Origin of the sequence: Pantoea ananatis LMG 2665 (assembly GCF_000710035.2) — a bacterium.
GTDB classification, from domain to species: domain Bacteria; phylum Pseudomonadota; class Gammaproteobacteria; order Enterobacterales; family Enterobacteriaceae; genus Pantoea; species Pantoea ananatis.
This window is the reverse complement of sequence record NZ_JMJJ01000004.1, coordinates 1,082,508-1,108,936: the sequence shown is the minus strand read 5'-3', so window position 1 is coordinate 1,108,936 and position 26,429 is coordinate 1,082,508. Positions and strand designations below refer to the sequence as shown.

At 53.8% G+C, this 26,429-nt stretch carries 27 protein-coding genes; 8 read left to right on the top strand and 19 right to left on the bottom strand.

What is annotated here, in order from left to right; all coding sequences use genetic code 11:
- Positions 1-237: 237 nt before the first annotated feature.
- Positions 238-843 (top strand): sugar O-acetyltransferase, encoded by a 606-nt coding sequence (locus tag EL29_RS07025; RefSeq protein ID WP_028715126.1) that lies wholly within the window; start codon positions 238-240, stop codon positions 841-843.
- A 395-nt stretch (positions 844-1,238) separates the two neighbouring features.
- On the opposite strand, the gene EL29_RS07020 is transcribed toward EL29_RS07025, so the two are convergent.
- On the bottom strand, positions 1,239-2,315 hold the full coding sequence (locus EL29_RS07020) for a LacI family DNA-binding transcriptional regulator (protein WP_028715125.1): 1,077 nt from the start codon (positions 2,313-2,315) through the stop codon (positions 1,239-1,241).
- Between the two features lie 195 nt (positions 2,316-2,510).
- On the opposite strand from EL29_RS07020, the gene EL29_RS07015 reads away from it, so the two are divergent.
- The 6 genes from EL29_RS07015 (at position 2,511) to curA (ending at position 8,586) form a co-directional block, all read left to right on the top strand.
- On the top strand, positions 2,511-3,332 hold the full coding sequence (locus EL29_RS07015) for an ABC transporter substrate-binding protein (RefSeq protein WP_014605854.1): 822 nt from the start codon (positions 2,511-2,513) through the stop codon (positions 3,330-3,332).
- Between the two features lie 73 nt (positions 3,333-3,405).
- Positions 3,406-4,212, top strand: coding sequence for an amino acid ABC transporter permease (locus EL29_RS07010; protein WP_022622771.1), 807 nt, complete (start codon positions 3,406-3,408; stop codon positions 4,210-4,212).
- 1 nt (position 4,213) lies between these two features.
- Positions 4,214-4,960, top strand: coding sequence for an amino acid ABC transporter ATP-binding protein (locus tag EL29_RS07005; RefSeq protein WP_028715124.1), 747 nt, complete (start codon positions 4,214-4,216; stop codon positions 4,958-4,960).
- Positions 4,960-6,033 (top strand): Gfo/Idh/MocA family protein, encoded by a 1,074-nt coding sequence (locus EL29_RS07000; protein WP_028715123.1) that lies wholly within the window; start codon positions 4,960-4,962, stop codon positions 6,031-6,033. Before EL29_RS07005 ends, EL29_RS07000 begins: the two co-directional genes overlap by 1 nt.
- 31 nt (positions 6,034-6,064) lie before the next feature.
- A complete protein-coding gene (locus EL29_RS06995) occupies positions 6,065-7,183 on the top strand; it encodes an NAD(P)/FAD-dependent oxidoreductase (protein WP_014605858.1) in 1,119 nt (372 codons plus the stop codon).
- A gap of 371 nt (positions 7,184-7,554) precedes the next feature.
- A complete protein-coding gene (gene curA / locus EL29_RS06990; RefSeq protein WP_013025755.1) occupies positions 7,555-8,586 on the top strand; it encodes an NADPH-dependent curcumin/dihydrocurcumin reductase in 1,032 nt (343 codons plus the stop codon).
- A 50-nt stretch (positions 8,587-8,636) separates the two neighbouring features.
- On the opposite strand, the gene EL29_RS06985 is transcribed toward curA, so the two are convergent.
- The 6 genes from EL29_RS06985 to EL29_RS06960 form a co-directional block, all read right to left on the bottom strand.
- Entirely contained in the window at positions 8,637-9,494 is an 858-nt protein-coding gene (locus EL29_RS06985) for a PfkB family carbohydrate kinase (RefSeq protein WP_019105233.1), read from the bottom strand.
- Between the two features lie 2 nt (positions 9,495-9,496).
- Positions 9,497-10,354, bottom strand: coding sequence for a MurR/RpiR family transcriptional regulator (locus tag EL29_RS06980; protein ID WP_014605861.1), 858 nt, complete (start codon positions 10,352-10,354; stop codon positions 9,497-9,499).
- A complete protein-coding gene (locus EL29_RS06975) occupies positions 10,354-11,325 on the bottom strand; it encodes an ABC transporter permease (protein WP_014605862.1) in 972 nt (323 codons plus the stop codon). Before EL29_RS06975 ends, EL29_RS06980 begins: the two co-directional genes overlap by 1 nt.
- 29 nt (positions 11,326-11,354) lie before the next feature.
- Positions 11,355-12,854: a sugar ABC transporter ATP-binding protein gene (locus EL29_RS06970; RefSeq protein WP_028715122.1), complete on the bottom strand. Its 1,500-nt coding sequence runs from the start codon at positions 12,852-12,854 to the stop codon at positions 11,355-11,357.
- A gap of 16 nt (positions 12,855-12,870) precedes the next feature.
- Positions 12,871-13,911, bottom strand: coding sequence for a sugar ABC transporter substrate-binding protein (locus EL29_RS06965; RefSeq protein ID WP_014605863.1), 1,041 nt, complete (start codon positions 13,909-13,911; stop codon positions 12,871-12,873).
- Positions 13,912-13,976: 65 nt separating this feature from the next.
- On the bottom strand, positions 13,977-14,957 hold the full coding sequence (locus EL29_RS06960; RefSeq protein WP_014593687.1) for a TIM barrel protein: 981 nt from the start codon (positions 14,955-14,957) through the stop codon (positions 13,977-13,979).
- 321 nt (positions 14,958-15,278) lie between these two features.
- Between EL29_RS06960 and EL29_RS06955 the strand changes: the two genes are divergently transcribed.
- On the top strand, positions 15,279-16,745 hold the full coding sequence (locus EL29_RS06955) for a catalase (protein ID WP_028715120.1): 1,467 nt from the start codon (positions 15,279-15,281) through the stop codon (positions 16,743-16,745).
- Positions 16,746-16,798: 53 nt separating this feature from the next.
- Here the strand turns inward: EL29_RS06955 and EL29_RS06950 are convergent, their stop codons facing one another.
- The 12 genes from EL29_RS06950 to EL29_RS06895 all read right to left on the bottom strand — a co-directional run bounded on the left by EL29_RS06950 (position 16,799) and on the right by EL29_RS06895 (position 26,331).
- Positions 16,799-17,428: a DapH/DapD/GlmU-related protein gene (locus tag EL29_RS06950; RefSeq protein ID WP_028715119.1), complete on the bottom strand. Its 630-nt coding sequence runs from the start codon at positions 17,426-17,428 to the stop codon at positions 16,799-16,801.
- Positions 17,429-18,054: 626 nt separating this feature from the next.
- Positions 18,055-19,356, bottom strand: a complete 1,302-nt coding sequence (locus EL29_RS06945) for a PQQ-dependent sugar dehydrogenase (RefSeq protein WP_014593685.1) — start codon at positions 19,354-19,356, stop codon at positions 18,055-18,057.
- Between the two features lie 12 nt (positions 19,357-19,368).
- Positions 19,369-19,776 carry a DUF2231 domain-containing protein gene (locus EL29_RS06940; protein WP_014605867.1) on the bottom strand — a complete coding sequence of 136 codons (408 nt, stop codon included), beginning with the start codon at positions 19,774-19,776 and terminating at the stop codon, positions 19,369-19,371.
- Between the two features lie 136 nt (positions 19,777-19,912).
- On the bottom strand, positions 19,913-20,359 hold the full coding sequence (locus EL29_RS06935; RefSeq protein WP_028715118.1) for a thiol-disulfide oxidoreductase DCC family protein: 447 nt from the start codon (positions 20,357-20,359) through the stop codon (positions 19,913-19,915).
- Positions 20,310-20,951 carry a P-loop nucleotide/nucleoside kinase family protein gene (locus EL29_RS06930; RefSeq protein WP_028715117.1) on the bottom strand — a complete coding sequence of 214 codons (642 nt, stop codon included), beginning with the start codon at positions 20,949-20,951 and terminating at the stop codon, positions 20,310-20,312. The genes EL29_RS06935 and EL29_RS06930 overlap by 50 nt, the downstream gene beginning before the upstream one ends.
- Positions 20,948-21,385 (bottom strand): PTS sugar transporter subunit IIA, encoded by a 438-nt coding sequence (locus tag EL29_RS06925; RefSeq protein ID WP_013025742.1) that lies wholly within the window; start codon positions 21,383-21,385, stop codon positions 20,948-20,950. Before EL29_RS06925 ends, EL29_RS06930 begins: the two co-directional genes overlap by 4 nt.
- Positions 21,386-21,394: 9 nt before the next feature.
- The gene (locus tag EL29_RS06920) at positions 21,395-21,664 is read right to left on the bottom strand and encodes a hypothetical protein (RefSeq protein ID WP_013025741.1); all 270 of its coding nucleotides are present in this window, start codon (positions 21,662-21,664) and stop codon (positions 21,395-21,397) included.
- 66 nt (positions 21,665-21,730) lie between these two features.
- Positions 21,731-22,573 (bottom strand): class II fructose-bisphosphate aldolase, encoded by an 843-nt coding sequence (locus EL29_RS06915; protein WP_014605870.1) that lies wholly within the window; start codon positions 22,571-22,573, stop codon positions 21,731-21,733.
- Positions 22,560-23,927, bottom strand: a complete 1,368-nt coding sequence (locus tag EL29_RS06910; RefSeq protein WP_014593681.1) for a PTS sugar transporter subunit IIC — start codon at positions 23,925-23,927, stop codon at positions 22,560-22,562. The genes EL29_RS06915 and EL29_RS06910 overlap by 14 nt, the downstream gene beginning before the upstream one ends.
- A complete protein-coding gene (locus tag EL29_RS06905) occupies positions 23,920-24,234 on the bottom strand; it encodes a PTS sugar transporter subunit IIB (protein WP_013025738.1) in 315 nt (104 codons plus the stop codon). Before EL29_RS06905 ends, EL29_RS06910 begins: the two co-directional genes overlap by 8 nt.
- A gap of 9 nt (positions 24,235-24,243) precedes the next feature.
- Complete coding sequence (locus tag EL29_RS06900) at positions 24,244-25,224, bottom strand: 6-phosphofructokinase (RefSeq protein ID WP_014593680.1); 981 nt, start codon at positions 25,222-25,224, stop codon at positions 24,244-24,246.
- 522 nt (positions 25,225-25,746) lie between these two features.
- The gene (locus tag EL29_RS06895; protein WP_013025736.1) at positions 25,747-26,331 is read right to left on the bottom strand and encodes a YceI family protein; all 585 of its coding nucleotides are present in this window, start codon (positions 26,329-26,331) and stop codon (positions 25,747-25,749) included.
- Between the last annotated feature and the right edge of the window lie 98 nt (positions 26,332-26,429).

Below are 26,429 nucleotides of genomic sequence, written 5' to 3'. Positions count from 1 at the left end.
CGTTGTTAATGATTAAAAGATTTCTTTGAATGAAATACCGATAAATGCACGGGAATTTAACGAAATGACTTTCGCACAATATATTGTGGATGGGGCATAGCATGTAGATTTTTAAGACGTTGCGGTGCAACGTTATATCATTGGTGCTGCCAGGGTAGCCCTTTCGTCCCTGAGGCAATAAAAATCGAATACACTTTCTTCTGGACAACGATCTTCAAAAAAATGATAAGGAAGCCGATGAACGATGTAACCTGTGTACCTGATGGTGATCTCTACGATGCCACTTACGATGAGCGCATTCTTCATCTCCGGGATCAGGCCAAGGCACTCTGTTATGACTATAACCTGAGTCGACCCGACAATAAGGAAGCGCGCCTGGCTATCCTGCAGCGGCTTCTTAAAAAGTGCGGCAACAACCCTGTTATTGAACCGCCTTTCTACTGTGACTATGGCGCTAACATCAGGGTTGGCGACAATTTTTATGCTAACCATCATCTTGTTATTCTTGATGGGGCGGACGTGGTGATCGGGGATAATGTTTTTCTCGCCCCAAACGTCGGTATTTATACCGCAGGCCATCCTCTGGATTCTGAACGCCGTAATCAGGGACTTGAATATGCGCTTCCCGTGACCATCGGCAATAATGTCTGGATCGGCGCAGGTGTCAGCATTGTTCCGGGCATTACCATCGGCAATGACGTTGTCATCGGGGCGGGAAGCGTCGTGGTCAAAGATATTCCGTCAGGCGTACTTGCTGCAGGCAACCCTTGTCGTATTATTCGCGAAATCAATGATGAAGACCGCGCCCGCACGGCATTTTGCCCCAGGAAAACCCCAAGGTGAGATCGGCATTTTGCGTGATCGAACAGGAAATATCGCTATGGCCGAACAGGTCAGGCAGGCCGTGAAGTCAAAACCGGGGCAGGCTATTGCCGGTATTGCACCAGCGTCCTGAGCAGCGACGCTGGAGAGGGCTTACTGGCGAGCCTGGGCCAGAAGATAAGCGAGGCTCCCGCAGTGCTTTCTGCACGCTGTGGCTATTCGCCACTCTGATTCAGGCCTGACCGCGTCGGGAAAGCGGCAACACCGGCGAGGAATAACGATGCGTTTGTGCCAGGCGCCGATGTTGAGGTAAATCACGCGATAAACCGCCCCAGGGGCGTGCAGTTTTTAATGATAACCGCCAGGTCACGGCCTGGCGGTATCAGCGCGCGGCTTGTTCTTGACCGGCGTACAAATCAGTCAGCGGCCCGTTTTTTACCAATGGAGCCTCTCACGACCATCCAGCTTTCAAATACAGGTAGTGCTCCGGCGGGTTGCTGTCGAATGTGGCAAATCAATCTTCGCGCAGCTTCCCTGCCCATCTCATAAACGGGCTGAGCCACGACCGTAAGTGCGGGCGTCATCAGTTCCGTCCAGGGAAAATCATCATACATGACGAAGGAGATATCCTCTGGCACGCGCAGCCCGCGCTTTGCCAAGCCGCGCAATATTCCCATGGCGATAAGATTGTCAGAAGCAATCAACGCGCTGGGCGGTTCAGGAAGGGCGAACAGCTCCGTTAATAGTTGCTCAATACCGTCGTTGTTAATGGCATTCAGGCGAACCAACGCCGGATCCAGAACTTTTCCGGCTTCATGATGCGCATCGATCATTCCTTTTACACGTTGCGCGACGGGCGTCGGCCCCAGCGGCACGCTGTGGGAGTAAGCTGTAGCGATGCGCATACTCGAAAGATAAGCAATACGCTGATGACCGGCGTTCAGTAGCAATTGCGTGGCCTCTTTCGCCACGGTCAAAAAGTTTGCCTGAATAGTTTCCACCTCCAGCCCTTCTACTGAGCGGTCAAACGTCATCAGTGCACGCCCTTCTGCCAGTACCTGCTTAAGATGGTCGTTGTCATGGGCCAGGGAGCTACAGGGGGCCACGATGATCCCATCGACCCGTTTATCCAGCATCACACGTACGGCTTCCCGCTCCTCTTCCACGGTTTCGTCGCTGTTACTCAGAAGCAAATGAAAACCCGCCTGGCGTGCAACGTCGGCCATACCGCGTAACGCCAGGCCAAAATGGGGGTTTTCGATATCGCCCACGATGACCCCAATCGTGTTTGAACGCCCGGTATTCATACTGCGCGCCAGCTCGTTTGGCCGGTAGCCCAGCGTTTCAGCCGCCTGGGTCACGCGGGTTTGCACCTCCTCGCTGACGGAACCGTAGCCCCCTAAGGCTCGCGCTGCCTGGGCTTTTGAAACGCCTGCCTGACGTGCGACATCCGCTACCGTCGCTCCCCGTAACGGGTTCTTTTTTGTTGTCATAATAAATTCGAATCACAAGTTGATAACATCTGGATTGACGCTGTTTAACGCGTGTGCTTAATATCATTGTATCCACTTGAGACCGGTCTCACAACATGTACCGGTCTTATTTCGCCCCTCACTGAGACCGGTCTCAAAATAACGTGACCGACTGAGTGGACTCTGAAGTTTCACCTGCAAAATTGGAAGAGCTTTATGACATCGCATAAACGTTTTCCCCCTCTACCCGCAGCCCTGTTCGGCATGGCGTTAACGCTCTTAGCCAGCTTCAGCGCCCACGCGGCAAGTGATAATAATCCCTATGGCCTGATCGAACCGGGACAGCTGCGAGTCGCCAGCCTGGGGGATGCTAAGCCCTATACCTTTACTGATAAAAACGGCAACTTCACTGGATTTGACGTCGAATTTTTTAGAAATGTCGCCCATCGGATCGGTATCGATAAAGTGGACTTTGTCGGACAGGATTTCTCGGCCATCCTCCCTGCCGTTGCCAACGGGCAATATGACGCAGGCGTAGCCGCAATTGGCATCACGCCCGCCCGTGAAAAGACGGTCGATTTCTCAACAGGTTATCTGGCGGGTTACCTGACGGTGTTAACGCGTAAGGATTCCGGCGTGAAAAACGTTGAGACGCTGGCCCACAAGCGCCTCGGCGTCATTCAGGGAACGCTGCAGGAAAGCTATGCACTGCAGCACTTTACACAAACCGATCTGGTTCGCTTTCCCGATAACAACGCTGCCGTATCTGCGCTCAATAACGGCACGCTTGACGCCATGTTCCTGGATTACGAGGCCGCCAAAGATTATGCCACGCGTTTTTCCCTGGTGACCGCCGCTGATATCCCCTCTTTTGATGCGCCTGCTGGCGTGGCGATTGCGAAAAACAAACCCGCCTTCAAAGCGGCTCTGGATAAAGCCATTAAAGACGCAATGCAGGATGGCACCTGGAAGCAGCTTTATGAGAAGTGGTTCCCGGGTTCGCCGATGCCAAAACAGTATCTGCCTCAGCATCAATAATCCCCGCGCATCCTGTGCGTGTGAATGCATCCGGTGATGGGCTCGGCCTGTCACCCGCAACAGAGAGTCGGCTATGGATCTGATCACTATTCTTTCGCGTACCTTCTTCGATATCCCTGCGATGATGGACGTTCTGCCGCAGCTGCTGGCAACAGGTCTGGTTAATACCCTTATCATCTCAGTCGCGGCCACGCTGCTTGGCACCTTGTTTGGTCTGATCCTGGCGCTGATGGGGATCTCACCGTCGCGCTGGCTGCGCATACCGGCCCGGCTTTATACCGATTTGTTTCGCGGCTTGCCCTCTATCCTCACCATTTTACTTATTGGTCAGGGGCTTGCGCGTTTCAGTTATCAGCTGTTCGGCCCCACGCCTTATCCACTCGGCATCTTTGCGCTGAGCCTGATCGCAAGTGCCTATATGGGCGAAATCTTTCGTTCAGGCATTCAGAGCATCGAACAGGGACAGATGGAAGCCTGTCGGGCGCTGGGGATGAGTTATGGCCGGGCAATGCGGCTGGTGATCATTCCACAGGGGATTCGGCGCGTACTGCCCGCCATCGTTAACCAGTTTATCGCCATCATCAAAGACTCTTCACTGGTCTATTTACTGGGGCTGATGAGCAGTCAGCGAGAGCTGTTCAGGGTTGGTCAGGACGCGGCAGTACTGAGCGGTAATCTTTCTCCCCTGATGCTGGCTGGCCTGTTTTATCTGGTGATTACTGTGCCACTCACCCATGCGGTAAACCATATTGATGTTCGTTACCGCACCGGACGCCGACGTGCTTCAGCTCCTCAGAGTGGTCTGAAGGAAATTGATGAAGTCGATGTGAAACGGGCGGTGGCACCCACGGCCTCGCTGACCAGCGGACAAGGACACTGATATGGCAACGTCTTCTGCTTTTCATGGTGCCAGCCTTGAGCTGCGTAACCTGACCCTGGCTTATGGCCCGATTGAAGTGCTACGCAATGTGTCGTTAACCGTCGCGCCCGGCACCACCACCTGCATCATCGGCCCTTCCGGGTCGGGAAAGTCAACCTTGCTGCGGGGCATTAACCGGCTGCACGAACCCAAGAGCGGCGATGTGTTGCTTGCCGGCCGTTCGGTATTAAAGGACAAACCCGATGCACTGCGTTTACGCATCGGCATGGTGTTTCAACACTTTAACCTGTTTCCCGATCACAGCGCGCTGGAAAACGTGGCGCTGGCCCCCTGGAAAGTACAAGGCCGCTCTAAAGCGGAGGCACAGGCTATTGCCCTGCAACGTCTGGCCGAAGTGGGATTAGCGCAACGTACCGATCATCGCCCCCGCGACCTTTCCGGTGGTCAGCAACAACGTGTGGCTATCGCGCGTGCATTGGCGATGGAGCCCGAAGTGATGCTGTTTGATGAAGCAACCTCGGCGCTCGATCCGGAGCTGGTGAAAGGCGTCCTGACGTTAATGGCCGAACTCTGCCAGCGCGGCATGACGATGGTGGTAGTCACCCATGAAATGGGATTTGCCCGTCGGGTTGCCGATCAGGTGGTGTTTATGGATGAAGGCGAAATTGTCGAAGCCGGCACGCCCGAGCAACTGTTCGAACGTCCGCAGTCTGCACGTTTACAGCGTTTTTTATCGGAGGTGCTCTAATGGCACATCATCACGTTTCAGGCCCCGTTCGCACGGCGCTGGTGGGTTTTGGTATTGCGGGGAGTGTTTTTCACGCCCCGCTGATTTCGCATAATGCAGATTACCGGCTTGTGGTCATCGTCAGCCAGGATCCCCAACGCGTGGCAGCGGCACAGCAGCGCTATCCGCAGGCAAGAATAGTGCCGGACTGGCCCTCACTGCTGCAGCTTATCGACAGCGGAGAAGTCGCCCTGGACCTTGTTGTGCTGGCCACGCCTCCCGCCCAGCATCGCGATCAGGCTTTAGCGGCGATCCGCCGCGGTCTGCATCTGGTGGTGGACAAGCCCTTCGCACCTGACGCGGCGGCGGCAGAGGCAATGATTGCCGCCGCCCGACAGGCCAATACGCGACTGACGGTCTTTCACAATCGCCGCTGGGATGGGGATTTTCTGACGCTTAAACATCTGGTGCAGGAAGCGGCATTTGGCACGGTTAGAAGTTTTGAGTCCCGCTTTGAGTGGTGGCGACCTGAAGGCTTTGGTAACTGGCGTGACAGCGTTTCACTTGAACAAGGTGGCGGCCTGCTGCTGGATTTGGGCAGTCATCTGATTGACCAGGCCATGCAGTTATTTGGCCCCGTACAGGAAGCCAGTGCCGAGCTGGCCCGCTATTCAGGGCAGCAGTCGGACAGCGATGAAGATTGCTTTGTCTCCTTACTGCATAAAAACGGCGTACGTTCACGGTTGTGGATGAATGGTCAGGCCGCACTGAATGCGCCGCGCTTCCATCTGCTGGGCAGCAAACGCGGTTTTACCCACTGGGGGCTGGATAATCAGGAACTCCAGCTTGCCGCGGGCTTGTCACCAACTGACAGCCAGTACGGCGTTACGCCGCCCGAAAAATCTGCCAGAGCAGGCACAGCGGGCGAAAGCGATGCCGTTGTCATGCAACGCGGTAACTATCCTGCATTTTATCAGCTGCTTGCCCGGGCACTTTTACATGGCGGCCCTCTGCCTGTTGAGACGGATGAGGCGCTTGCGGTACTGACGCTTATCGATCAACTCCATCGGCAAAACCACGTACGTTTGGCCTGACTGGCGAAACGTTTAACAGAAGGAATCAATGATGACTGAAAAATCTGAGGTCAAACGCGTTGTTGTGCTGGGCGGCGGTATCCTGGGTGTATCTGCGGCATGGCAACTGGTCAGCGCCGGGGCCAACGTCACGCTGGTCACCGAAGCCGAACTCTGTTCAGGTGCCTCGGGACGTTCACTGTCCTGGCTCAACTCTGCCGGTGAACGTTCGCAACCTTATCATGCGTTAAGAATGGCCGGTATTGATCGATACCGGACCCTGTTTGCGCGCTATCCCGATCGCGACTGGTTGCGTTTCGATGGCGCGCTGTTCTGGGCTGCAGACGATGATGCCGGGACAAAAGCACGCCATGATTATGAAAAAGCGCATGGCTACGCATCTCATCTTCTCGATCGAACCACAGTGAATCAGGTTGATCCTCAGGTGAACAGCACCGCGCTCGCCAGCGTAGCCATTGCTAATCCCGGTGAAGGTTGGGTCAGTCTGCCCCATCTTATGGACCATCTCATTGAGGCATTCAAGGCATCAGGAGGCGAAGTTATCGAGCACGCGGGAAAAGCAAGCGTGCTGACGGCCGCCGGACGGGCGACGGGCGTACGCAGCGAGAAACGGGGCGAATTCCATGCAGACCAGGTGCTCGTCGCCTGCGGCCCCTGGACACCAGAGGTCATTGCCCCGCTCGGGGTGCGTATTCCAAACGCGTCCCCTGTCTCCATGCTGGTCACCAGCACCGCACAGGATCATGCGCTGCAGGTGGTGATGAACACCCCACGTGCAGCAATACGGCCTAATCCGGGAAACACGCTGGCGGTCGATCATGACTGGTACGAAGAGGATATCGTTGCACATGCCGATGGTCAGTACAGTATTGATCAATCGGTTATCCGTGAGTTAATGACGGAGGCGGGGAAACTGATTGGCGATGGCGCATCGCTCGAAGCCAGAAGCTGGAAAATCGGGCTGAAGCCTGTTCCGGGTGATGGAGAACCCGTGGTGGGCGAATTAGAGAAAGTACCGGGATGTTTTGTCGCCTTCACCCATTCAGGCGCAACCCTGGCGCTGATCCTGGGCGAGCTTCTTACGGAAGAAATGCTCCACGGTGCGAAACATCCCATGCTTGCCGCTTTCCGCCCGGAAAGGTTCAGTTAAGCTTTCCGCCAGCGCCACGAAAGTTGTGGCGCTGCAGATCCCCTGCTCTCGCCGCTGTCGCTGATCATTCACCCCGGCACACGCGAAAGCCAATCCTGCAAAGGATGCGTTCGATGACGGCCGCCATCATCTCCTGCAAAAACAGCCGCCAACCGGCGCAGTGCACTCGCACCACCGCCTCCGCGCCGTGGATTCAGAGCAATCCGAATGCCCCGTAAAAGAGGCGCTGCGCTTAGTGGCGCGCCCTTCTGACCCTTTCCCGCCGGCAGGTTAACAGCCAGCAGGGTTAAGCATGCTTTTTTCACTCATCTACACTTTAGCCATTCATTCCCGGCAAGCCTCAGCGGTTTGCCCATGCAAAGGACGACACTATGACTGAACAATCGACAACAAATCACGCCTGGCTTTTGGCTTCACGCCCACAGGGTGAACCAACGGAAGATAATTTCCGTTATGTTGCGCAGCCAACGCCTGAGATCAAAGAGGGCGAGATCTTACTGCGGACGATTTATCTGTCACTCGACCCTTACATGCGTGGACGCATGGACGAGGGAAAATCTTACGCGCCACCGGCAGAGCTGGATCAGCCGATGGTAGGCGGTACGGTCTGTCAGGTCGTCGCATCAAAAAACGGTGAGTTTAAAGAAGGCGACTGGGTTCTTTCACAGAGCGGCTGGCAGGAATATGCCGTTTCCAGAGGTGACGATGTTGCCCGCCTTGATAACGATCTGCCCCATCCTTCCTGGGCGCTGGGTATTCTCGGTATGCCCGGCTTTACGGCCTATATGGGGTTAATGGATATCGGTCAGCCGAAAGAAGGTGAAACCCTTGTGGTTGCCGCCGCAACGGGTCCTGTGGGCGCCACCGTGGGCCAGTTAGGTAAAATGAAAGGCTGCCGCGTGGTAGGCGTGGCTGGTGGTGAAGAGAAATGCCGCCATGCCGTTGAAAATCTGGGGTTCGATGCCTGTATCGATCACCACAGTCAGGACTTCGAAGAGCAGCTGAAAAACGCCTGCCCGGACGGTATTGATATCTATTTCGAAAACGTGGGCGGTAAAGTATTCGATGCCGTGTTCCCGCTGTTGAACACTGCCGCGCGCGTGCCGGTCTGTGGGCTGGTTTCCGCCTACAGCCAGAAAGAGCTGCCTGCCGGTCCGGACAGAACCTCGCTGATTATGGCAGGCATTTTGAAACGCCGTATTCGCATGCAGGGTTTCATTATTTTCCAGGACTACGGCGATCGCTATCCGGAGTTCCTGAAAGCCATGACCCCGCTGGTGGAGAGCAAGAAAATTCAATATCGCGAGCACGTCATTGAGGGCCTGGAAAATGCCCCTAAAGCCTTTATTGATATGCTGAACGGCAAAAACTTTGGGAAAACGGTCGTTAAAGTGGCCTCGTAATCCCGCTCTGGCTGGCAAAATGCAACGTCACTGACGTTGCATTTTTTTTATCAGGCCGGGCGGGAAACGTGATCTGCCGCCGCATTGTTGGCTTTAGCGACCGCGCCCGCGAGTTTATCGCCAGCGTTAAGCGCCTGACACAGCACGCCCATGAAGCAGTCGCCCGCGCCATGGGTGCTGACCAGCGTGACCTGACGGGCAGGAAAAGCCTGCGTTTCCCCTGCTTCACTGAAGGCCACACCGTGCTCTCCGGCAGTCACCACCACGCGGTCAAAACACAGTGCCAGCTCTGCTGCAGCCTGCCTGGCTGAGGCCAGATCGGTCACCGCGATGCCAGTCATATCCCGGGCTTCAACCCCATTCACCACCAGCAAATCAATGCAGCGCGCGAATTCGGGAGAGAGTGGCCGGGCCGGTGCCGCATTAATGCACACCGGAATCTGCTGCTGCCGCGCCGCCTGCGCCGCGACCAGATTAATGGCTTCCGGCACCTCATTCTGCAGCACCAGCATGGACACATCCTGCCAGAAACCGGCCTGCATGAACGGCTCGGCAGCGATATGTTGATTGGCGTTGGACACCACCACCGCGCCGTAATCGCCTTCAGCATCGGTAATGGCAACGCTCATGCCAGACGCAATATCGTCAATCCTCGTGACCGCGTCGGTATTCACCCCTGCCTGGCGCAGCGTTTTCAGCAAAAACGCGCCCTGTTCATCGGCCCCTACCGCACCAATAAAACGGACATCTGCACCTGCTTTTGCGGCCGCTATCGCCTGATTGCCGCCCTTGCCCCCAAACTTGTAGTGGCAGGCGGTTCCCATAACCGTTTCGCCTTTTTCAGGCCGATGATGCGCATCCAGCATAATGTCGTAGTGAAGACTGCCGGTAACTGCAATTTTACTCATGCTCAGAATTCCCGCAGATCCTGAACCGCATGCTGGGTTTTCATCAGGTTTTTCTCCGCACGCGTTAAATCCTTTTTCGCGATGGCCACGAACAGCGCATCCAGTATATTCAGCTGGGCAATTCGTGATGCGGCATTTTCACCTAACAGATGCGATCCCTGAGAAGTTGAATTAAGTACCACATGCGCATGACGCGCAATAGGCGACTCGGCGTAATTCGTAATCACAATCACTCTGGCACCGTTACGTCCGGCTAATTTAACCGGATCGTTAACAGCACGCGTCGCACCGGAGTGACTAATCGCAATCACGACATCATCGTCAGATAACACGGCGGCAGACATCAGCATAATATGGGCGTCATCGTAGGCGGTGGACTTAATGCCGATCTTCAGCATCTTGTGGGAGAGATCGCGGGCAACCGTGGCCGATCCCCCTACCGCATAAAGATCAATATGACGCGCTTTAAAAATAATATCTGCTGCGCGGTTAAATTCAGATACATCTAAAATCGACAACGTTTCTTCAATAGCCTGAATAGATGTTCTGAAGACTTTTGCCAGTAATTGTTCCGATGAATCATCGGGCTCAATTTCCGCATGTAAACCTGCCACTTCAGAGGCGTTATAATAAATTAAACTGCTTCTGAAATTCCTGAACCCCGTGAAGTTAAGCTTTTTAGTGATCTTAACTATCATGGCTTCCGATACGCCGTTTTCCTGCGCAATCTCTTTTAAAGACGTGTGTTCGGTGATATCCGTTCTGGCAATGATTGCCTCAATGACTCGCCGTTCTAACGGCGTCAGTTGGGGTAATCGCATACGAATTTGAGCGCCAATGGCTCGCGGATCTTGCTTCATTACTTGCCTCGGGTCGCTCGGTCAATCAACATCGCTATGATAATAATAAGACCCGTAGCGAGCAATTGATAAAACGCCTGAATATTAAGCAAGGTCAGGCCGTTACGTAACGCCCCGAGAATAATCACGCCAATCAGGGTGCCAAAGATACTGCCTTTGCCGCCCATCAGTGACGCACCGCCGATGGCAGCGGCCGCAATGGCATCCAGCTCCCACAGGTTGCCGATGGTGGGTTCCGCCGCACCCAGACGGCCAATCAGAATCAGCGACGCCAGAGAGGCCAGCATGCCAGAGATCACGTAAACCGTGACTTTGGTACGTTTAACCGGCACACCTGCCACGCGGGCCGCTTCTTCATTACCGCCAATCGCCAGAATGTACTCTCCCAGCGGGGTTTTATTCATGACCGTCCAGAGGCACAGCGCAATCACGGCGACCACGACGATCGGCGTGGGCACGCCGAACACCGTGCTGTTGATCAGGCTACGGAACGACATGGGAATACCGAATACGGGATTACCGCCGGTGGAGATCAGCGCAATAGCACGAAACAGCGACAGGCCACCCAGCGTGACGATAAAGGGTTGCAGCCCGGCATAAGCGATAAGCGTCCCGCTAAATATCCCGCTGACTGCGCCGACGCAAAGCGTGGCCATGATGGCCAGCGGCACCGGCACGCCAGACACCATCAGCGTGGCGCCCAACACGGCAGAGAGCGCAGCCGTTGGCCCAACCGATAAATCAATTCCGCCTGAAATGATCACCAGCGTCATGCCCAGCGCAATTAAGGCATTAATGGAGGACTGCTGCAGAATATTGAGCAGATTCGGAACGGTAAAAAATACCGGCGACAGAAAAGAAAATGTCACCACAATAATCAGTAATCCAATTAACGTGCCGGCATCGCGCAGATTAAATTTTAACAGCGGAGAGGCGCGGCTCACCGGCTGCATGTTCGTTTCAGTCGTCATGGTTATCGCCTTTATATACAGGTATTAGATCAGGCAGTTTCAAGATCTTTAATGGCAAAACGGGCAATATTGTCTTCGGTGATAGCCTCGCCCTTTAACTCTTTGGTTATTTTCCCTTCGCGCATCACCAGTACACGATCGGAGATACGAATGATTTCCGTCATTTCCGATGAGACAACAATAATGGCTTTACCTGCCTTCGCCAGTCGTTCAATTAAATTATAGATTTCTGACTTGGCACCAATATCAATGCCGCGCGTGGGTTCATCGAATAAAAAGACTTTTGCGTCAGCGGCTACCCAGCGTCCGATAATGACTTTTTGTTGATTACCGCCACTGAGCGTACCGATGGTTTTCTCAATATCCATGGGGCGCAGTTTAAGATCGCTCATCACCTCATATGCTGCCCTGTTTAACCGCTGCTTATTGATTACGCCGCCCAGGGTGAACTGACGCATGGACGGCAGCGCCATATTCATTTTCACCGGGCGGGCTTTAATGATCCCCTCTTTTTTACGATCTTCCGGCACCAGACCAATCCCCGCTTTTATGGCCGCGCTGATATTATGGTTTGGAACGGAATACCCATTGACCTTCACCGTGCCGCTGCTGCGCCTGTCGATACCGGCAATCAGCTTAAGCAACTCGGTACGTCCTGCGCCGACCAGCCCCGCAATGCCCAACACTTCCCCGGCGTTGACGCTAAAATTAGCGGGCGATATTTCATTGCTACGCGCCAGATTTTCGACGCGTAATACTTCCTGAGCGGTGACAAAGGCGTTGTGATCGAGCCGTTCTATTTTGCGCCCGACCATTTTAGCCACGATGCTTTCTTCATCTTCATCGCAGATGTTCACCACCCCAACCTGTTTGCCATCGCGCATGATCGTCGCCCGGTCACAGACTCTGAAAATCTCGTTCATCTTATGTGATACATAGATTAAAGAGACGCCCAGCGATTTGAGGTCGGCGATCAGTTCAGCCAGCCGGTCAAACTCGCGCGGCGTCAGACTGGAAGTCGGCTCATCCATCGCGATGATTTTGGCGTCATCCAGCAACGCACGGGCTATTTCGACAATCTGCTGCTGCGAAACCTTAAGATGTTTAATCGGGCTGTTGGGATCGATCGTCGGATCGAGCCGTTTCAGAATCAGCGCGGCACGCGACAGCTGGGCTTTTTTATCCACCCACCAGCCTTTTGCTTTGGTCAGTGGGCGGCCCAGAAACATATTCTGCGCGACCGAGAGCTCTGGAACATGCTGCAGTTCCTGATGGATCATCGCGATCCCCGCATGACGCGCGCTGAGTGGGCTTTTCATCTGCACCGTCTGGCCGTTGACGCTGATTTCGCCACTGTCCGCGCCGCGCACGCCGGAGAGAATGTTTAGCAGCGTAGATTTGCCCGCGCCATTCTCACCGATCAAGGCATGCACTTCACCGGGCTTCACAAAAAAGTCGACATTTTGTAAAGCTGCGGCGCTGCCGTAGGTTTTGTTGATGCCGCGCATCATTAAACGATACTGTTCCATACGCTCTCCGCCAGGCTTACTGTTTAGCTAACAGTTGACGCAGCTTTTCCATGTCTTGAGTGGAAAACGCATCCGCATTCTCTTTGGTGATGAGCGCCTGCGGTGTGGACACCACGCGTGAGATTTTCTGGCCGTTAATCAAGCGCAGCATCACATCCATCGCCACTTCACCCGTCAGCACCGGGAAGCTGTCCACGGTACCGGTCAGTTCGCCGCGCTTGATGGAGGCATAGGCATCGGAGATCCCATCGGTTCCGAATACGGCCACCTGTTTGGCTTTGTCCATGGCGCGTACCGCTTCCACCACGCCCAGCGCCATCGTGTCGTTATTGGCATAAAAACCGATCAGGTCAGGATGCTGTTGCAGGATAGTGCTCGCCGCATTAAAGGCCTGCTCACGACTCCAGTTAGCCGGTACGCTGGCCACCACATTGAATTTGCCGTTGGCCTTGAGCGTTTCTTTAAAGCCGCTGGTGCGCTGACCGGCAGCATAGACGCCAGGCTGTCCTTCGATCACCGCAACCTTGCCGCCCTGCGGATGGTGCTCAATAAACCATTTCGCTACGCGCACGCCGTTGTCTTTCTGGACATTACCGACGTAGTGTTCCGCATTCGGCATCACCGCGTCATTGACGTTCACAACCGGGATTTTTTTACTGTTGGCGCTTTCCAGTGCAGGCTCAAGGTTAATGTCGGTTTGCGGAGAGACCAGCAGGCCGTTATAGCCCTGAGAAATCATGGTTTCGGCAATCGACAACTGGCCCAGTTGATCGTCTTCATTTGCCGCGGCCTGATAAGCAACGGTGATGCCATATTTTTTGGCGGCGTTCTGGTAGCCCTCGCCCAGCAAACGCCAGTATTCATTGGTCAGGGTTTTGGATACGCCACCGATTTTGAGCGATTTATCGACTTTCGGCATCGCGCCATAGCGACTGTCGAGCGTTGACCAGTCGGTGCGGTCCTGTTCCGTATCGGACTTAAGCGGTGCCAGATCGGCAGCATAAACGCTGGCACACAAGAGCGACGAAGCGATAACGGCGAGTAAACGTTTTTTCATTTTTTCAGCCTTTTATTCTGCGTTTGTAGGGTAAGAAATTGCTGTTCTGCAGCCGGCGTCGTGCGTTAACGCGCCAGCATAATGTCGTTGACGATTTGCTGTGAGGCGACCGCATCCTGACGGCTGATCGCCTCTGCCAGCGCCGGATTATCATTAAGCTGGTCGCAAAGCTTGAGTAATCGCGTCACGGTGGCAATGTTGGTTTCGGCTTCACGTACTGGATCCAGTCCGCTGGCATCCGGGAAGGTGTCAAAATAGTAGGCGCCCTGATAACCATCACGCTGCATCTGCCACAGAAACTCCAACGTGGCGCGCGGATTAACCGATGCCGCCATCAGTCCGTCGTCACGTTTGCCCCAGCCGTCGTTTAAATCCAGCCCCAGCAGCCGGGAACGACGCGCCACCATGGCCGCCGCCCAGGCAGGAATTTCATTGGCGAACAGGACATGGGCGAAATCCAGCGTGATGCCGAGGTTCGGGCTTCCGGCCTCTTCCACGGCCAGCAGGCAGGTGGTCACGTTGGGAAAAATGCTGTAGGCACGCGGCTCGTTGGGTTTGTATTCAATGCTCACATCCACGTCCGGCGCGTAGTCGGCGATTTCACGCACCGCGCTGACGGCGTCTTCCCAGATTTTTTTGTAATCGACCTGGAAGCAGTAGTCGAAACCGTCCTGACCCATCCATAACGTCATTAAGCGGGAGCCAAATTCCCGTCCGGTATCGATTCCCCGCTTGGTCAGGTCAATCGCCTCACGGCGAATTTTCGGATCCGGATGGGTAAATGCGCCAATTTTGAACTGCGGTGCATCCCACCGCATCTGCATGCCGTTGACCGCCAGCCCGGCATCCTCAATAGCCTGGCGCAGCGTTTTACTGTCACTGGTGAGGTGCTGGGGATAGTTGAGATCCAAATGCGTTAAGCCTTTAACCTTGCCCGCGCGCGCCACCATTTGCAGTACAGAGGGCTTGCCCTGCAAATCTGGCCAGTAGAGATGTGCCCCCGAAGCAAAGGAGTTAAGACGAGTAGCAAACTTTAAATCTGACATGAGGCTCAATCCTTAGTAACAGGGTTGTAATGTACTTTTCTTTTTCACAACTAACTGTGAAGTTATATTAGAATTTACGCTTCTGGCGTGAACACGCAATCCTTGTTGTCGCTGAAATAACCAAAATGCGAGAGCGGTCACGGATTAATCAGCGCGGGCAACGACCTGCGGGAGCAGCCAGTAAAACGTGGACGACTGCGCCAGGTCAGCCATGGCCGGCAGTAGTAAATGTGAAAACCTGGGAGGATTAGCCGATGCAATGGCCAGATATGCGCTACGCTTAATCCATGCATTACCCTTATAAAAATGGAGACTATTTCGATGAGTCATGATGAGCGTAAACCCACCACAACCGATGCCGGTATTCCGGTGGCCAGCGATGAGCATTCCCTTTCCGTCGGTCCCGATGGCCCCCTGGTGCTTCACGACCATTACCTGATTGAGCAGATGGCCAACTTCAACCGGGAACGCATTCCCGAGCGGCAGCCCCATGCGAAAGGAAGCGGCGCATTTGGCTTTTTTGAGGTGACTGAAGATGTGAGTCGCTACACCAAAGCCAACGTTTTTCAGCCGGGCACGAAAACTGACGTGGTGATGCGTTTTTCAACGGTGGCTGGCGAGCGCGGCAGCCCGGATACCTGGCGCGATCCGCGCGGATTTTCCATTAAGTTTTATACCCGCGAAGGCAATTACGACATGGTGGGCAACAATACACCGGTGTTCTTTATTCGCGATCCCATGAAGTTTCAGCACTTTATTCGCTCACAAAAGCGCCGCGCCGATAACAATCTGCGTGACAATGATATGCAGTGGGATTTCTGGACGCTGTCACCCGAATCCTCGCATCAGGTCACCTGGCTAATGGGCGACCGTGGGATTCCCAAAAACTGGCGTCATATGAATGGGTATTCCAGCCACACTTATATGTGGGTCAATGAACAGGGTGAAAAGTTCTGGGTGAAATACCATTTCCACACCGACCAGGGCATTGAATACCTGACGCAGGAGCAAGCCGATAAACTGGCAGGCGAAGATGGCGATTACCATACGCGTGACCTGTTTATGTCGATCAAAAACGGCCAATTCCCGAGCTGGACCCTGTACATGCAGATCATGCCGTTTGCTGAGGCTGACAGCTATCGTTTCAATCCTTTCGATTTGACCAAGGTGTGGCCGCACAGTGATTATCCACTGATCAAAGTTGGCAAGCTGACGCTGAACCGCAACCCGACGGACAACCATGCGCAGATTGAACAAGCCGCATTTGAACCGAATAATCTGGTCCCCGGCATCGGGCTCAGCCCGGATAAGATGCTGATTGGTCGCGTGTTTGCCTATGCGGACGCCCATCGCGCACGGCTTGGAGTGAACTATAAACAGATCCCGGTTAATGCCCCGCAGTCGCCGGTGAACAGCTACAGCAAAGACGGGGCGATGCGGATGAATCCGGTATCCGACCCGGTTTACGCCCCCAACAGCAAAGGCGGCCCGGTGGCAGATGGCGACCGCTATCCCACCGACTCGGTCTGGTCAGCCAGCGGCGACATGGTTCGTGCCCCTTACTCACTGCGTCAGGACGATGACGACGTGGGCCAGGCAAATACCCTGATCAACAAGGTAATGGATGATGCCGCGCGCGACAGGCTGGTCAACAACGTTAGCGGTCATCTGCTGAACGGGGTTGAAGAGCCGGTGCTTTCGCGAGCGTTTCAGTACTGGCGCAACATCGACCAAACCATTGGCGATCGTATCGCCAACAAGGTGCAGGAAGCACGCGCTAAGCGATAACCCGCACATCTGACGGTGGCGTAAGCCACCGTTACTCTTTTGCGCAAACGCGCTCAGCCATGTCTGGCACAAAACTGCTCAATATCCCCTGACTGAAAATCGGCCAGGTTAGCCATGATTTTTTCCAGCGGCCAGTTCCACCAGGCAATCTGCTGTAGCCGGATTGCAATCGCCGGATGAAAACGCACGCGGATCGGTTTAGCCGGCACGCCACCCACGACGGTATAGGGCGCCACATCTTTGGTCACCACCGCACCTGCCGCCAGCACCGCACCATCGCCTACCGTCACGCCGGGCAGGACAATCACGCCATGACCTATCCAGACATCGTTGCCAATGATCACCCGGTCTTCGCGGCGGGCGCTGAAAAAACCGTGGTCGCGCGTGGCCGTAGCATCGTAATACTCCGGACAATAGGTAAAGCGGTGTTGCGACGCCCGATCCATTGGATGGTTAGGTGCACCGATGCGTACCTGATTGGCAATGGCGGTGAAGCGGCCTATTGCGCTGTCAGCGATGCAGCAGTGTTCACCGACGTAAGAGAAGTCGCCAAGGGTGCTGTATTCAAGGTAACTGTGCGCCAGAATTTCACACTGTGAGCCAATCTGGGTTTCGCGCATACGTACGCTGGCGTCAATTTCGGTCTGCTGGAGTTTGGCGGGTTTGACAATGGCAAGTGACATGAAAAAGCTCCCGGAACTGGTCTGATGTCTGGATAAGTTGTGCCTTTCAGGCACCCGATTGCCGCGCCACTGTAGCCGGGAAAGATGACAGGCAATTGACAACGAAAAAGGCGGAGTGGTTAGCTCCGCCTTGGTCAAAGTTCCGGTTAATTTGCATGACCGGTCAGTTGCATAAGGGCAACGATGATCTGCAAGATGATCCGGATGATTTCCAGAATCAGCTTCGTCAGTTCCATCACTTTCCTTCTCCCGCAACAGGAGCGCGCTGTTCAGCAACCAGGGCCTTACCGTTACCCGCCAGGTGCCTGAGCACAACTTTGTGGAGAGGGCTGAGCGGCACTCGGGGTTTAAGCCACAGGTCAGCACCACCTGTTACCTGCCGGGATTTGCATTACCGAGCTCCCCTGGAAGCAATCAGTTAACCCTGCGGCGATACCCAACACTCAACACATGTATAAATATACAGTATTTTCGCCAAACTTGAAGTCTTGCGCAGCCCTCTTTACAATCAATTTGTGGAGAGTGCTGAGCACCTCGTTCGCCATCCGGTTACCCGCCGGGCAACGAATGCATAAAAAAAGGATTTGGCGTAATGCCAAATCCTTTTTTGTGTCTGCAGTTTAGCCTTAGTTCGCCGAACTGACGCGCCAGATCGTATCACCGGCGTCATCCGCAATGATCAGACCGCCCTGTTTGTCGCTGGCCAGACCGACCGGTAAGCCACGCACCTGTTTCTCGTCTTGGGTTAAGAAGCCGGATACCACGGTTTGCGGTTGCCCTACCGGTTTGCCGTTCTCAAACTTCACCCAAATCACTTTGTAACCGTTGAGGGGTTTGCGGTTCCAGCTGCCGTGCTCACTGATAAACGCGCCACCGCGATACTGCGGCATGTTCTCAGCGCCGTAGAACAGCAGTCCGAGCGGTGCGACATGCGAACTCAGCGCATAGTCAGGCTTAATCGCCTTTTCAACCAGGTCCGGCCGCTGTGGCTGCGCCCGCACGTCAACATGCTGGCCGAAATAGCTGTAAGGCCAGCCATAGAAGCCGTTCTCTTTAACCGAGGTCAGGTAATCAGGCACCAGGTCAGAGCCGATTTCATCACGCTCATTAATCACCGCCCATAGCTGCTTCGTCTGGGGTTCCCAGTCAAGGCCGGTGGGATTACGCAGCCCGCTAGCGTAGATCCGGCTGGCGCCGCTGGCGGCATCCACTTCCAGAATCGCGGCGCGGCGATATTCGGCGCCAATGCCGTTCTCGGTAATGTTGCTGTTGGAACCGACGCCGACATAGAGCTTGCTGCCGTCCGGGCTGGCCAACAGCGCTTTCGTCCAGTGGTGATTAATGGGCCCGCCAGGTAACTCGGTGACCCACTGGGGCGCGGTGCGAATTTCGGTTTGCCCTTCGCTGTAGGGGAATTTCACCAGACTGTCTGCGTTAGCCACGTACAGCGTGTTCCCCACCAGCTGCATACCAAAGGGGGCACTCAGGTTTTCAATAAAGCGATGCTGTTCCCATTTACCGTTTACGTTGCGCAGCAGCGTGATGCGGTTGCCGCCCTTGCCCCCTTTGCCCGAGGCATTTTTCACCAGCCCGGTGATCAGCTCTTTGGGCTTGGTGGTCGGTTTTGGCATGCCGTTCGATTCGGCGATCAGGATGTCGTTATTCGGCAGAACATAAACCTGACGCGGATGCTGAAGATGGTCGGCAATCTTTTCAATTTTCAGCCCCTGCGCCACCGTTGGCTTTTCACCGTTCTTCCAGGGTGCGCCTTCCGGTACCTGCATGGGCGGCACCATAAAGTTTTTGGCTTCCGGTAACTCGGGATTGGCACCGATTTGCTTTTGCGGATCGATTGTCGCCCCGGTATCACAACCCGCCAGCAGGGCCATCATCGTCAGCGCAATAAGGGATTGTTGCGGCATTTTCATTATGGCTTCTCCTTAAGCAGTACGTTGACGTAGCGCAAGTTGCACGTTCGCCAGCAGCAGCAGTATCACGACCAGGGTCGACAGAATCGCCGCCGTTGGCACCACCGCATACGCATCACGGCTGTGAATAAAGGCATTGGCAATGGCCAGAATGATGGCGACCAGAGAGAGCCAGAAATGGGTTTTCTCTGGCGCAGTGCTGCCGCGAAACATATAAATCAGACTAATTATTCTGGGCAGGATGGCAATCACAAGGCCAATGGCGATTAACCAGCTGGCACTGATTGACCAGAGAATGATAAAGGTTTTCATATAGATGATATCGAACAGCCAGGCCGCCACGAAAAAGCCAAGCGGTACAGGCTCCAGAAGAGCATACAGCGTCACGGCGACGGCCGAACGTCCAGAGGTATTGCGCATATTTTTCTCCATTTTGAATAATATTACAGCTCAAGCACAGCGCATTACTTTTCCATCACGCCGTAAACCTGCCTGTAAAATATTAGTAAATCTGAAGAAAAATGACGGTTTTAATTCACATTATCGCGGATTTAACCTAACCCGCACCGCTGTCAGGCGGCGATGAGAGAAAACGCCCCGGATAATCGGCCGTAATCGCCTGTTCCAGGGTATGGCGCCCGAACAGCCTGTAGCGGTTGAGCGCGATACCGTTGTAGAAAAAATTACTGATGGGGTCGGGAAACGCGCGCAGGACGCTCAGCGCCCGCCACGGCAGCGGTAACTGCTGCATCACCCGCAGCACCGCCTGGGCACGCAGCCAATGACCCTCGCTATGGATATAGACGATCGTATTGATATTATCCTCGGGCAGGCCGGCCCATTTCAGCAGCCCTTTGCCCTGTTCACTTTGCACGGAAGCAAAACGAACCTGCCGCGCCAGCCGATGGCGCAGCAGAAAACGCACCCAGCCCGTACAGAGTTTACATACGCCATCATAAAGCACGACGCTCTCGCCCGCTTGCAGATAGGGTGGCTGTGGCATGCTGCTCTTCCTCTGTTTCATCCTTAACAGAAGCAGTATAGCCTGCCCTCCTCAGATGTTGAGCCAGCCACTGGCCCACCGCGTGCTCGTCAATGGCACTGGCATTGACTTTCAACATCGGCCCCAGCGCCATCGGCTGCGCCTCCTCCGCCAGGCGACGCAGCTCGGGAAGGTACTCGGCGCCCGGATGGCCCGGCATGCGCTGCGTGAGCCGTGACTGATAGCGCGCGACGGCGGCGTCCGGCGCTATCTGCATCCAGACCTCCAGCACCTCGCTCACGCCAGCCCGCTTTAATCCCTGCTCCAGTACGCTTTTGGGCTGAAACCCAAACCATGCATCGATCAGGAAGACGCAATCAGCCGGGGACTGAGCGACAATGTTCCAGATAGCCTGGTACGCTGCACAGCCCAACTGCCGGTTACGCTGGCGATCGACCGGCGCAAAGCTGGACATAAAAGGCTCCTTCAGGCTGTCCAGCGTGAGAACCGGCAGGGAAAAACGCCGTGACAGCGCACGGGCCAGCGTGCTTTTGCCTGAGGCGGGAATGCCGTTAACCAACACCACCCGCTTGATGACAGTTTCACTGGTCATAGGATCTCCATCACTTCCGCGACGCTGCTGGCCTGACGTAACCTGACCAACGTTTCTTCATCCTCTAGCAGGGTGACAATCGCGCGAATCCCCTCTTCTATGTGGGCATTACTATCACGGGCACCAAACATGATCACAATATCCGCCTTGTCGCTGCCGTCAAACGAGACCGGCTCCGAAAGCAGGACCATGCTGAAACAGTCGCGAATAACGCCCGTTTCCGGGCGGGCATGCGGGATGGCGATACCTTCTTCAAACACGTAATAGGCACCGTGAGTCAGCGTATTCTCGATCACCGCCTGAGGATAAGAGGCCTGAATATAGCCGCCCTCCACCAGCGGCCTGGCCGCCATGGCGATAACCTGCTGCCAGTCCCTGGCGGCAATACCTACCTGAACAGCATTGGCTTCCTGTAATAACTGTTTAATGGTCATTACTGCTCCTTAAACTGATTTACGCACCAGATTGCGTAATTCATCAATTTTCACAAAAAGAGGATCAATGTCATCCCGGTAAAGGCGACTTTTCGCAAACAATGATAATGCACGGTTATATTCCAGCATTAATTGTTTTTGCGTTTCAGTGTCGCCTGAATTCGCTGCCAGCTTTGCTTCCAGCGCCGTTATTTTTTGACTGACCTGTTCTGCCTGACGATCGCGTTCTGCATCCTCTGAGGCCGTATTTTCCACTTTCTTTTTCATGAATCCAAACATAGCGTCTCCTGCCCCGAAAAGCGCCAGGGCACTTCAGGTTTATTCACGTCGGGATAATAAAAGTGCTTAACGGAACAGCTGCATTTTTTCTACTAATACATTGGTCACTGCATTATTCGCAGGCACGAGGAAATTACGCACGCTGTCGTTAACTTTGCCTTTTTCAAACGTTGCCTTGCATTGGGCAACCCACTGCACATTCATTTCCGTTCCCACGTTCACTTTTTCGATACCGCTGCCCACCGCCAGGCGCATGTCCTCGTCACTGACCCCGGTACCACCGTGCAGAACCAGCGGCGTAGCCGTGGCAGCCGTAATCTCCGCCAGCCGTTGATGCTGAATATGGGCTTTGCCGGTGTAGAGCCCGTGAACCGTGCCGATGGAAATGGCCAGCATATCCACGCCGGTTTCATTCACAAAACGTTTGGCATCCTCTACCGTGGTGAACGCAATATCGCTCATTTCCACACATTTCCCGTCTTCAGAGCCGCCAATTGCGCCCAGCTCCGCTTCCACAGAGACATTCACGGGGCGGGCCATATCAATCACCCTGCGGGTATTGGCAATATTCTCATCAAGCGGTAAATGTGACCCGTCATACATTACTGAACTAAATCCGGCTTGAATTGCCGTCTGAATCGCGTCTAAATCGGAACAGTGATCCAGGTGCAAACAGGTCGGAATATTTTTACTCTTTGACAGCGATTTAATTGCATCCACCAGTAATTCATGTCCCAAATATTTCGCTGTACCGGTTGAAATTTGAATCATTAATGGGCTGTTGGTATTTTCGGCGGCTTTAAAAAAAGCCGGTAACATTTCCAGACAGTGTAAATTAAATGACCCTACCGCTTTAAATTGGCGTTCTTTGGCAATTTTCAGCAATTCGGTAAAGTTATAAAGTTTCATGCACGTTTTCCTCACGGGGTTTAGTGGATTTTCCGTTAACAAACCAGGCGATAGCGGTAACAAAAGCAATGAACACGGCAACGAACAGCCAGTTATTCTGGAAAGCATGTCCCAGCACCAGGCCGGTACTGATGACGTCGGAATCGCTGAAGGTCACGCCGGTAAAACCGTAGCTTTCCAGCATCGGCACCAGAATGGCGGGCAGGAAAGTGATAAACAGGCCGTGGACGAATCCGCCGATCATCGCCCCGCGTCGTCCGCCCAGCGCGTTACCGAACACGCCTGCCGTTCCGCCGGCAAAAAAGTTAGTCAGCAGACCGGGCAAAATCATCGCCAGACCAAACATCGGGAAAACCAGCATCCCCACCACAGAGCCCAGCGTTGTCGCGAGAAAGCCGACAATGACCGCGTTTGGCGCATAAGGGAACATAACGGGACAGTCGAGGGCGGGTTTCGCATCCGGCACCAGTCGCATGGCAATACCGCGGAAAGCCGGCACCAGTTCGTTCAGCAGCAGTCGCACGCCGCTGTAGAGCACAAACACGCCTGCCACAAACTGGATGGATTGCATAAAGGCATACATCAGGTAGTTGGTGCCGCTACTGTACTGGGCGATAAAAGCCGGGCCTGCCGCCACGGCAGGAATCAGGTACATCGGCACCATCACCACCGCCATGGACAGATAGGTGTCCTGCAGAAACTTAAAGTTATCGGGCAGCTTTAAGTCTTCCGTCGAGCGTGAGCCTTTTCCGACCACCTTCGCCACTGCCGCAGTGAGCAGGTAACCAATGGTGCAGAAGTGACCGAGCGCGACATCGTCCGAGTCGGTGATACGACGCACCACCGGCTGCGCCAGCGCTGGCATCACAACAGCCATCACGCCGCCAAAAATACCACCGGTTAAAATGAGCGGTAATCCGGTGAGGCCGGCTTTATAGCCGATAACCGCGCCAATGGTGGCCATCCACAGTAGCGCCTGGCCAGTCAGGAAGATGTATTTAAACGGTGTCAGGCGGGCAATGATGATGTTGACGATGAAGATCACCAGCAGCGTCATGGCCACTTCCGATCCCAACTCGCGGTTTGCCAGTCCAGCAATCGCCGCCACGTCGGTGATGTAGCCCTGCATCCCAAAACCGTGGGTGAAGATGCTGTTAAGGAAGGTCAGCGCGCCCACGATGATGTTGATGCCGGCCATCATGATTAAGAACCCCAACAGGGTTTTAAACGTGCCTTCTACCACCTTGCCGGCAGATTTTTTTTGCAGGACCAGTCCGATTAGCGCAATAAACGCGATCAGAATGGATGCCTGCCCCAGTAAGTCTTTAACCAGAAAATTAATTACACTATTCATGATTAGCAACCTTCACATTACGCTCTTTTAAGAAAGCCACGATTTTTTGCTCAATTTCAGCTTTATCGGTGAGTTTATTTAATATAATTACGCGTTTAATCTGTTCTGGTGTGGCGTCGGCATTTAAGACATCCGCAAAGGCTTTTTGCGTCAGGATCATGTCGGATTTAAATGCGTTAGCTTCTGAAATCGTGGTGTGATCGATGTCGGCGTCAATCTCCAGTTTTTTTAAAACGGCTTTCGCACTCATTTCGATAGCGAAACTTGACCCCAGACCACAACCACAGACACATAAAATTTTCAGCATGTTTTCTCCTCACAATATATGCAGTTGTTTAGCGAGTTTATAATGATGCCCTTCTGTATCGACCAGGCGTTTTTTCATGCTTATTAAGTCAATCGGAATAGGCTTATTACTGCCGTTAATAATCACGGCTTTATTGCGCATTCCGGATTGAATACAACGAACCACTTCACTTGCCATAATGGTGCCCTGATAAATTTCCTCACAGGTGGGATCGCCATTTCGCAGTCCATAGCCGACGATCGTTTTGCGAATGCGCACGCCGATCAACGGTTCAAGCTGCTTAATTAATGTGTCAATCGCCCCCTGAAAGCCCGGTGAATATTCCCGTGTGTAACCTTCTGAGCAGAGGATTACCACGCTGTTTTGTTCGCTGAGGCGCTGAGTGATGCGTTCTGCCAGCACGTTTGTGGGGATCTGGCATTCCGGGATCAGCGCAAAGTCGGCGTTGGATTTGAGCGCTGACTGGAGCGTCAATTCGCCACAGTAGCCGCCGAGCAGTTCCACCATAAATACCCGGCCCGTTAATGCCCGACCGGTGTTTCTGAGCTTTGCCACCTCTTTTAATACCTGCTCACAGGCGGTGGAAAAGCCCACGGTGTAATCACTGCCGTAGACATCGTTGTCAATCGTCATGCCGATGCCAAAACAGTTCACACCAAATTCACTGAGCGTATGCAGAAATTGCAGCGATCCGTCGCCTCCAGCCAGAATTAATACGTCGATGCGTAATGCTTTTAACTGCCGGGCGATCGTTTCATATTCGCTACGAATTAATTTTCGCGCGGTTCGGCCTGACTGCATTACCGGAAGAGAAGTAATGGAAAAATCCACTAAATCGCGCTGAGAAATTTCCTGGCAGACATTATCCAGCAAGCCTGGAATGCCGCCGTTAAATAATATCATCTCCGCCTGCGTCATCCTGGCTATCTGGAAAATGAAATTATTAATGCCGGTGACGTCGCCGCCGCTAATGACCATTCCGATTCTCATCCTGACATCCTTCTGGCTTAATGCGTCTGAAGCTATTGTTTCGGGATATCAGCCTGGTATTTGCAAGTGAGATCACAAAAACGAGAGGAATTTATGCAGGCAATATATTGACAGCCCCTTGAACCAGCTTATTTATGTGAAACAAATCACATTTACTGATTCAGGAAAGACGATTAGCTTCACGTTATAAAACAACAGGTTAAATACAGGGATCGGAATAACTTTTCTGTCAATACGGCATCACGCCGTTGCCAATAAAATCTCGATGTGAATTTGTGATTCTGACCTCATTTTTTTAGGTTCGGCAGGCGATCTGTTATTTCCGAAACAGACGATGGCGTGGTGAATCCGCAGGAACACCATGATGAGATGCATTTTTTTGCTTGTACTGTCGCAGGGCGAAAGGATGCCGAGGGGTGAGTGGAAGGACGACGAATGGCGCTTAGCCTGGCCGGCGGCGGCGTAATCTGCTGCAAAAAAAAGCCCGACACCTGGGTGCCGGGCCGGAAAAGTAAACGGAATTTACTTGGCGTACGCTTCCGTAGAAATAGTCAGTGTCACGTCATCACTGACTGCTGGGACATATTTGTCCAGTTTGAAGTCAGAACGCTTAATGGTACCGGTGGCGTCAAAACCAATCGCCTGCTTCTTGACCATCGGATGCTCACCCTGCTTATTCAGCGTGGCATGCAGCGTCACAGGTTTGGTAATGCCTTTCAGAGTGAGGTTCCCTTCAACATCAAATTTGTTATCGCCTTTGGCAATAACTTTGGTGCTGCGGAAGGTTGCAGTGGGATACTTCGCCACGTCGAAATATTCCGCGCCTTTGAATTCCTTGGTCAGGGCAGGAACATGGCTGTCGATTTTGCTAACCGGTAACGTGACGTCAACGCGCGACTGCTCAGGCTTGCTGCTGTCAAAAACCAGAGAACCTGTCGTGTCTGGAATGTCAGCAGTCGGATGGGAGAAGCCGAAGTGCTCCCAACTTACCACAACAGAGGTATGTTGCGGGTCGAGTTGATAATGCATGGCTTCAGCCTGAGAAACCGGAACATACAGTGCAGCAGCTGCGAGCAGTGGCAGCGTGAAACGTTTTACATTCTTCACTTTTACTTCCTTATTTTATGACATCACCTTGAGTCTGAGCCATATAAGCAGGAAGTAAAAGTGAACAGATTTGGCGTAAACAATCAAAATTATTCAGC